This is a genomic window from Sphingobium sp. ba1 (assembly GCF_000743655.1).
In the GTDB taxonomy this organism is placed as follows: Bacteria; Pseudomonadota; Alphaproteobacteria; order Sphingomonadales; family Sphingomonadaceae; genus Sphingobium.
Map to the genome: position 1 here is coordinate 2,580,054 of NZ_JPPQ01000069.1, position 7,065 is coordinate 2,587,118.

A 7,065-nucleotide genomic window follows, 5' to 3' on the forward strand; every position below is an offset into this window, starting at 1 on the left:
TGTGGAGGCGGCGACCGGCAGCAGCGAGGCCGCCTTCATCGACGATCGCGACGAAAAGTTCATGATCGGGGTCCATCATATTCGTTCACCATGGGAATGACTATGTTCGCATAATAGTGAATATACGACATAATGGGAATGGGGTAGATGTTTCTGCACTAGCACCGTCATTCCTGCGTAGGCGGGAACCCATCTCCGGCGCTGTCCCCCGTCGCTATGTTGGGAGATGGGGCCCCGCGTTCGCGGGGATGACGAAAGGATTTAGGAGCAGATTGATGACCGACCACATGATCGACAAATCCGGCCTTCAGGTCGCGGCATCGCTGGCCGACTTCATCGACAGTCAGGCGCTGCCTGGCACCGGCATCGAACCCGCCGCCTTCTGGGCTGATGCGGCTGCCATCTTCGCACGCTTCACCCCGGACAACATCGCGCTGTTGGAAACCCGCGACGCAATGCAGGCGCAGATCGATGACTGGCATGAGCAGCGGGCAGGCCAACCGCATGACCCGCAAGCCTATCAGGCGTTCCTGCGCGCCATCGGCTATCTGGTTCCCGAACCCGCGCCCTTCACCATCGGCAGCGAGCATGTCGATGACGAGGTCGCGCGCCTCGCCGGGCCGCAGCTGGTCGTGCCTATCCTCAACGCCCGCTTCCTGCTCAACGCCGCCAATGCACGCTGGGGAAGTCTGTACGACTCGCTGTACGGCACCGACGCGATCCCCGGCGCAGCGGCAGGCAAGGGCTATGACGCGGCGCGTGGGGCGCAGGTCATCGCCTGGGCCAAGGCGTTTCTGGACGATGCCATCCCGCTCGCTACCGGTAGCTGGGCCGACCTCGCGACCGACGACATCATCCTTGCCGATCCGACCCAATATCTCGGCCGCAGCGAGAAGGGCCGCCTGTTCCGCCACAACGGCCTGCATATCGAAGTCGTTTTCGATAGCAGCCATCCGATCGGTGCGACCGACGCGGCGGGCATATCCGATGTCATCCTCGAATCGGCGCTGACCGCCATTTGCGATCTGGAGGACTCGGTCGCGGCGGTCGATGCGGCGGACAAGGTTGCCGCCTATGCCAATTGGCTGGGGCTGATGAAGGGCGACCTGACCGAGACGTTCGAGAAGGGCGGCACGATGATGACGCGGGCGCTGAACCCCGACCGCGCTTATGCCGCGCCCGACGGCAGCGCCTTCACCTTGGCCGGACGCAGCCTGTTGTTCGTCCGCAATGTCGGCCATCTGATGACCACGCCTGCCATCCTGCTGCCCGATGGGACGCAAGCCCCCGAAGGCATACTCGACGGCATCGTCACCAGCCTGATCGCGCTGCACGACCTGGCCCGCGAGGGCGGCAACAGCCGTGCGGGCAGCGTCTATATCGTCAAGCCCAAGATGCACGGCCCCGACGAAGCCGCCTTCACCAATCGCCTGTTCGACGGCATCGAGGACATGCTGGGGATGGCGCGCCACACGCTCAAGGTCGGCGTCATGGATGAGGAGCGCCGCACCTCGGCCAATCTCGCCGCCTGCATCCATGCCGTGCGCGACCGCATCGTCTTCATCAACACCGGCTTCCTCGACCGCACCGGCGACGAGATGCATACGTCGATGCAGGCCGGGCCGATGATCCGTAAGGGCGAGATGAAGAGCAGCGACTGGATCACCGCCTATGAGGATCGCAACGTCCAAATCGGCCTCGCCTGCGGCCTGTCGGGTCGGGCGCAGATCGGCAAGGGCATGTGGGCCGCGCCGGATCGGATGGCCGACATGCTGGAACAGAAGATCGGCCATCCCAAAAGCGGGGCCAATACCGCCTGGGTTCCCTCGCCCACCGCCGCGACGCTCCACGCGGCCCATTATCACCGCTTCGACGTGTTCGCGCGCCAGGCGGAGCGGGCGGCCGAGGGTATCGCGCCGCTCGAAAAACTGCTGACTATCCCGGTCGCGACCGGGCGCAACTGGTCGGAAGAGGAGATCCGCCAAGAACTGGACAATAATGCGCAGGGCATATTGGGCTATGTCGTCCGCTGGATTGACCAGGGGGTCGGCTGTTCCAAGGTGCCCGACATCCACGACATCGGCCTGATGGAAGACCGCGCGACGCTGCGCATTTCCTCGCAGCATATGGCCAATTGGCTGCTGCATGGGGTCTGCACCGGCGAGCAGGTCGATGCCGCGCTCCGGCGCATGGCGGCCAAGGTCGACGCGCAGAATGCGGGCGATCCGCTCTACCAGCCGATGAGTGGGCGCGAGGATGAGAGCCTGGCGTTCCAGGCGGCCCGCGCGCTGGTGTTCGAAGGGGTTGCCCAGCCCAATGGCTATACCGAACCGCTGCTGCACGCCTATCGTGCGAGGCAGAAGGCGGGGGCAGAGTTGGAAGCGGTTTAACCAACGCCCGTTCGTTTCGAGCGAAGTCGAGAAACGCTTCTCGACACGCTCGAAGCGAACGGATGTTGTCGCGCGTTCCCGGCTGCGTTAGCCCTGACCGCCACGCAGCATCGGAGCCGTCATGACCATCATCGTCCACCATCTCAACAACAGCCGCTCGCAACGCATCCTGTGGATGCTGGAGGAATTGGGCGAGGCTTATGAGGTGCGCCGCTATGAACGCGACCGCAAGACCATGCGCGCGCCCGCGTCGCTGCGTGCGATTCATCCGCTCGGCCGGTCGCCGGTGGTGGAGGTGGATGGCCATCGCCTGATCGAGACAGGCGCGATCATGGACTATCTGGTCGGGCGCGCCGCCAATCGCTTTGGCCCGCCCGCCGATGCGGACGGCGCGATCCGTTACCGCCAGTTCCTCCATTATGCCGAAGGATCGCTGATGCCACCGCTGCTCGCGCTGCTCATCATCGGCAAGCTCGGCCTGCTGGGTCGCCCCGCGCGGCCGACGGTGCAGGGGATGCTGGACGATCATCTCGACTGGATCGAAAGCGAATTGGCGAGCCGCCCCTATTTTGCGGGCGATGCCTTCACGGCGGCTGACATGATGATGAGCTTTCCGCTGGAAGCCGCTTGCTCGCGCGGCGGCCTCAACGACAGTCGGCCGCATATCCTGCGCTGGCTCAGCGAGATGCACGCCCGTCCCGCCTATCAGGCCGCATTGCAGGCGGGTGGCCCCTATGCTTACGCCTGACCGGCGCGGCCTGCTCGGCTATGCCGCCGCTGGCATCGCCGCCGCCGTCACCCCGCGCCTGTTCGCGCAGGAGCGGGCGGTCGAAGCGCTGACGTCCCTCACTGGCGGCATCACGCAGATCGGCCGGGCCGAACGCGCCGATCGCCTGTCCCGCGCGCAGGCGATGATGCAGACTCAGGGTATCGACGCGCTGCTGATCGAGCCGGGTGCCAGCCTTATCTATTATAGCGGCGTGCGCTGGTGGCGCAGCGAGCGGCTGACCGCGATGGTCATTCCGGCGTCGGGCGCGCCGCTCATCCTCTGCCCCTTTTTCGAAAAGCCTTCGATCGACGAATCGCTCGGCATCCCGGCGGAAGTGCGGGTGTGGCAGGAGCATGAAAGTCCCCATGCGCTGGTCGCCGCCTTCCTCACCGAGAAGGGACTGGCGAAAGGGCGGATCGGCATCGAGGAAACAGTGCGCTATTTCGCGGTCGACGGCCTAAAGGCCGCCCTCCCGCAAGCGCAGTTGACCACCGACCCCGTCACCCGCGCGCTGCGGATGCGCAAGACGCCTGCCGAAATCGCGCTGATGCAGACGGCCGCCGACGTCACCATGGCCGCCTATCGCTGGACTTATCGCCAAGTGAAGGCAGGCATGACCCCGGCCGATATCGGCGCGCTGATGACCGCCGCGACTACCGCGCTGGGCGGCAAGACCGAGTTCAACCTTGTGCTGCTGGGCGAAGCAGCCGCCTATCCGCATGGCTCCGGTAAGCCGCAGGCGGTGCGGGCCGGGGAGGTCGTGCTGATGGACTGCGGTTGCACCGTGGCGGACTATCAATCGGATATTAGCCGGACGTTCGTTTATGGCGCGACGCCCAGCGCGCAACAGCGCACCGTCTGGACCGACGTGGCACAGGGGCAGGCGATCGCCTTCGCCGCCGCGAAATTGGGCACGCCAGCGGGGGCGGTCGATGACGCCGTACGGGCGCATTATGAAGGCCGTGGCTATGGCCCCGGCTATGCGCTTCCGGGGCTCTCGCATCGCACGGGCCATGGCATCGGCATGGAGGGGCATGAGCCGGTCAACCTGGTCCATGGCGAAACCACCCGGCTGGACGTCGGCATGTGTTTCTCCAACGAACCGGGGCTGTATCTGCCCGGCACCATGGGCGTGCGGATGGAGGATTGTTTCCACATGACGGCGCAGGGTCCCGCGTGGTTTTCAAAGCCGCCGCTATCGATCGAGGAACCCATCGGCTAGTCCATTGTAGGGCCTGCACCATGCGCCTCGCCCATGCGGCGGATTGCCGCGACCTTCGCGTGGAGCGGTGTCCAGTCGTCGTCCTCGGCGATGGCGCGCCAGATCGCTTCGACCTCTTCGATATGCATGGAGCAGGGTTGTGGGTCGGCCCAATAGGCGTGGTCCTTTGCGCCGGGCACCGCACCGAAGCCGTTGATGGCGGCGCGGAACTCGCCCCAGGCGGCGTCGCTATAATCGGTTCCGACCCGCGCCGTGCCGCCGCGCCAGTCGTGGAAGAAGCGGTCGATGGGAGTGGCGGTGGTGACCATGGCGCGGACGGCGGACTGGATCATGGCGTCGCTGCCTTCGCCGGGGATGACGCCGAGGCGCCAGCAGAAGCGGCGGGCCATGGCCTGGCCATAGAGGGCGGGGAAGCGCTCAAGCTGCGCGATCAGCGGTTCCGCCTCCACCAGCGCGCGGAGCGAGACGGCGAGTTGGGCGACGTCCCAGTGGATCGCCTCGGCTTGCCGCCCGAACGCATACAACCCCTGATGGTCGAAATAGGCGGCGGTGAAGCCTGCGTCCCACAAGGGGGTGAAGCGCCAGGGACCATAGTCGAAACTTTCGCCGGTGACGTTGATATTGTCGCTGTTGAGGACGCCATGGACGAAGCCCGCGATCATATAGCTGGCGGCGAGATCGGCGGTGCGTTCGACCACGCGGCCAAGCAGTTGCGCGGGCGGATTGTCGCCGGGCGTTTCGCCGTACAGATGCGTCAGCGCATAGTCGGTCAGGCGGGTGAGCAGTTGATGGTCTTCGTGGAAGGCGGCGCGCTGGAACGTGCCGATGCGGATATGCGAATGGGATAGGCGCACCATCGCCGCGCCGCGCGTGGGTGAAGGTTCGTCGTTGCGCTCCAGCGCTTCGCCAGTTTCGATGATCGAGAAAGTGCGCGAGGTGGAGACGCCCAGCGCTTCGAGCATTTCGGTCGCCAAAATCTCGCGCACCCCGCCCTTGAGGGTCAGCCGCCCGTCGCCCGACCGGCTATGGGGCGTCCGCCCGGTGCCTTTGGTGCCAAGGTCCATGAGCCGGTCGGTATCGTCGCGCATTTGCGCGAACAGGAAGCCGCGGCCATCGCCGATGTCGGGGTTGTAATGGCGGAACTGGTGGCCGTGATAACGCAGCGCCAGGGGTTGGGGGAGCGATCCTTCCAGCGGTTCGAAACGGCCGAAATGGGCGATCCATTGCTCGTCGGTCAGACCATCGAGGCCCACCGATGCGGCCGCCCTGTCGTTGCGATAGCGCAGGATGGTCTGGGGGAAGTCCGCTGCCCCGACGGGATCGGCGATGTCGGGCATCAGCGTGTCGATTTGGCGCGCGGGGCGAAATTTGGCGGGTTGCGGCGTCTGGCTCATAAGGTGATATGGGGGTGGCAAGGCGGAAGGATCAAGTTTGAGCGTGTATAACGACGGATATTGGTGGTCCCCCGACGGCCTGCGGCTGCATTATCGCGATTATGCCGGGGGCAGCGATGGACGGCCGCCCTTGCTGTGCCTGCCGGGGCTGACCCGCAATGCGCGCGATTTCGAGCCACTTGCCGCGCGGCTTGCAGGCGAATGGCGGCTCATCTGTCCCGACATGCGCGGGCGCGCCGAAAGCGCCTATGCCAAGGATGCGATGACCTATGTGCCGCTGACCTATATGCAGGATATCAGCCGCTTGCTCGCGGACCTCGCCATCACCCGGTTCGTGGCGGTCGGCACGTCGCTGGGCGGCATCATCACCATGTTGATGGCCGCGACCCATCGCGAATGGCTGGCGGGCGCGCTGCTCAACGATGTCGGGCCAGCGCTGGAGGAAGAGGGGCTGGCGCGCATCCGCACCTATGTCGGCGTCAACCAGTCGCATCCGACCTGGGTCCATGCCGCCCGCGCGCTGGCGGATGCCAATGGCGATGTCTATCCGGGCTATCACCTGCAAGCCTGGCTGGCGATGGCTAAGCGGCTCTATCGCCTCAATAGCGGCGGGCGGATCGTGCTGGACTATGACATGAAGGTTGCCGAGCCGATCCGCGCCATGGGCACTGAAGCCGGGGTCGATATGTGGCCGGTGATGAAGGCTTTTTCCGGCATCCCGACGCTGTTGCTGCGCGGCGAACGGTCGGACCTGCTGGGCGCGGCGACGGCGCAGCGAATGGCGGCGGAGATCGGGCCGGGGGCGGAACTGGTGACCGTGCCCGGCGTCGGCCATGCGCCGGTGCTGGACGAGCCGGAGAGTGTCGCGGCGGTCGACCGGCTGCTGGCGCGGGTGCTACATGGCTGATCGGCCTCATATCCTGCACGTCCATGGCAGTTTCAATCTGGGCGGCAAGGAGGCGCGCGCCGTCCAGCTCATGAACATTTGGGGCGACAAGGCGCGGCACAGTATCGTCAGCGCAGATCCCGAAGCGATGGGCGCGCGGGCGGCGATCGACCCAGGCGTGGCGGTCGATTTTCCCGATGGGCCATCCTTTGCGGGGAAGCCGGGGCTGGCGCGCTACAGGGTCATTACCGCTTTTCTCAAGCGGTTCGACCTGATCCTGACCTATAATTGGGGGTCGATGGATGCGGTGATGGCGCATCGGCTGGCAGGCGCGTCGGCGGGCCTGCCGCCGCTGATCCACCACGAAGACGGCTTCAACGCCGACGAAGCCGTGCGGCTCAAGA

At 65.7% G+C, this 7,065-nt stretch carries 6 protein-coding genes and 1 pseudogene; 5 read left to right on the forward strand and 2 right to left on the reverse strand.

Translation table 11 applies throughout. The annotated features are described in order from the left end of the window. A partial coding sequence (locus IL54_RS25950) for a helix-turn-helix domain-containing protein (RefSeq protein ID WP_443211329.1) occupies positions 1-79 on the reverse strand: 79 nt, incomplete at its 3' end. Positions 80-275: 196 nt separating this feature from the next. Here IL54_RS25950 and IL54_RS15715 point away from each other — a divergent pair. The 3 genes from IL54_RS15715 (at position 276) to IL54_RS15725 (ending at position 4,381) form a co-directional block, all read left to right on the forward strand. Then, the gene (locus IL54_RS15715; protein WP_037476813.1) at positions 276-2,390 is read left to right on the forward strand and encodes a malate synthase G; all 2,115 of its coding nucleotides are present in this window, start codon (positions 276-278) and stop codon (positions 2,388-2,390) included. Positions 2,391-2,511: 121 nt separating this feature from the next. Beyond that, entirely contained in the window at positions 2,512-3,138 is a 627-nt protein-coding gene (locus IL54_RS15720; protein ID WP_037476814.1) for a glutathione S-transferase family protein, read from the forward strand. Further along, positions 3,125-4,381 (forward strand): M24 family metallopeptidase, encoded by a 1,257-nt coding sequence (locus tag IL54_RS15725; RefSeq protein WP_037476815.1) that lies wholly within the window; start codon positions 3,125-3,127, stop codon positions 4,379-4,381. Before IL54_RS15720 ends, IL54_RS15725 begins: the two co-directional genes overlap by 14 nt. Here the strand turns inward: IL54_RS15725 and IL54_RS15730 are convergent. After that, the gene (locus IL54_RS15730) at positions 4,378-5,775 is read right to left on the reverse strand and encodes a protein adenylyltransferase SelO family protein (protein WP_037476816.1); all 1,398 of its coding nucleotides are present in this window, start codon (positions 5,773-5,775) and stop codon (positions 4,378-4,380) included. The genes IL54_RS15725 and IL54_RS15730 overlap by 4 nt on opposite strands. A 37-nt stretch (positions 5,776-5,812) precedes the next feature. On the opposite strand from IL54_RS15730, the gene IL54_RS15735 reads away from it, so the two are divergent. Both IL54_RS15735 and IL54_RS23140 read left to right on the forward strand, forming a co-directional pair. Next, entirely contained in the window at positions 5,813-6,682 is an 870-nt protein-coding gene (locus tag IL54_RS15735) for an alpha/beta fold hydrolase (protein WP_037476817.1), read from the forward strand. Further along, positions 6,675-7,065: pseudogene (locus tag IL54_RS23140) on the forward strand (glycosyltransferase family 1 protein); the annotation flags it as partial. The gene IL54_RS15735 and the pseudogene IL54_RS23140, both read left to right, overlap by 8 nt.

What these genes read in the sequence shown, in the direction of transcription:
- IL54_RS15730 (WP_037476816.1), bottom strand. Translation starts at nt 5,775, where the DNA reads ATGAGCCAGACGCCGCAACCCGCCAAATTTCGCCCCGCGCGCCAAATC.
- IL54_RS15715 (WP_037476813.1), top strand. Translation starts at nt 276, where the DNA reads ATGACCGACCACATGATCGACAAATCCGGCCTTCAGGTCGCGGCATCG.
- IL54_RS15725 (WP_037476815.1), top strand. Translation starts at nt 3,125, where the DNA reads ATGCTTACGCCTGACCGGCGCGGCCTGCTCGGCTATGCCGCCGCTGGC.
- IL54_RS15720 (WP_037476814.1), top strand. Translation starts at nt 2,512, where the DNA reads ATGACCATCATCGTCCACCATCTCAACAACAGCCGCTCGCAACGCATC.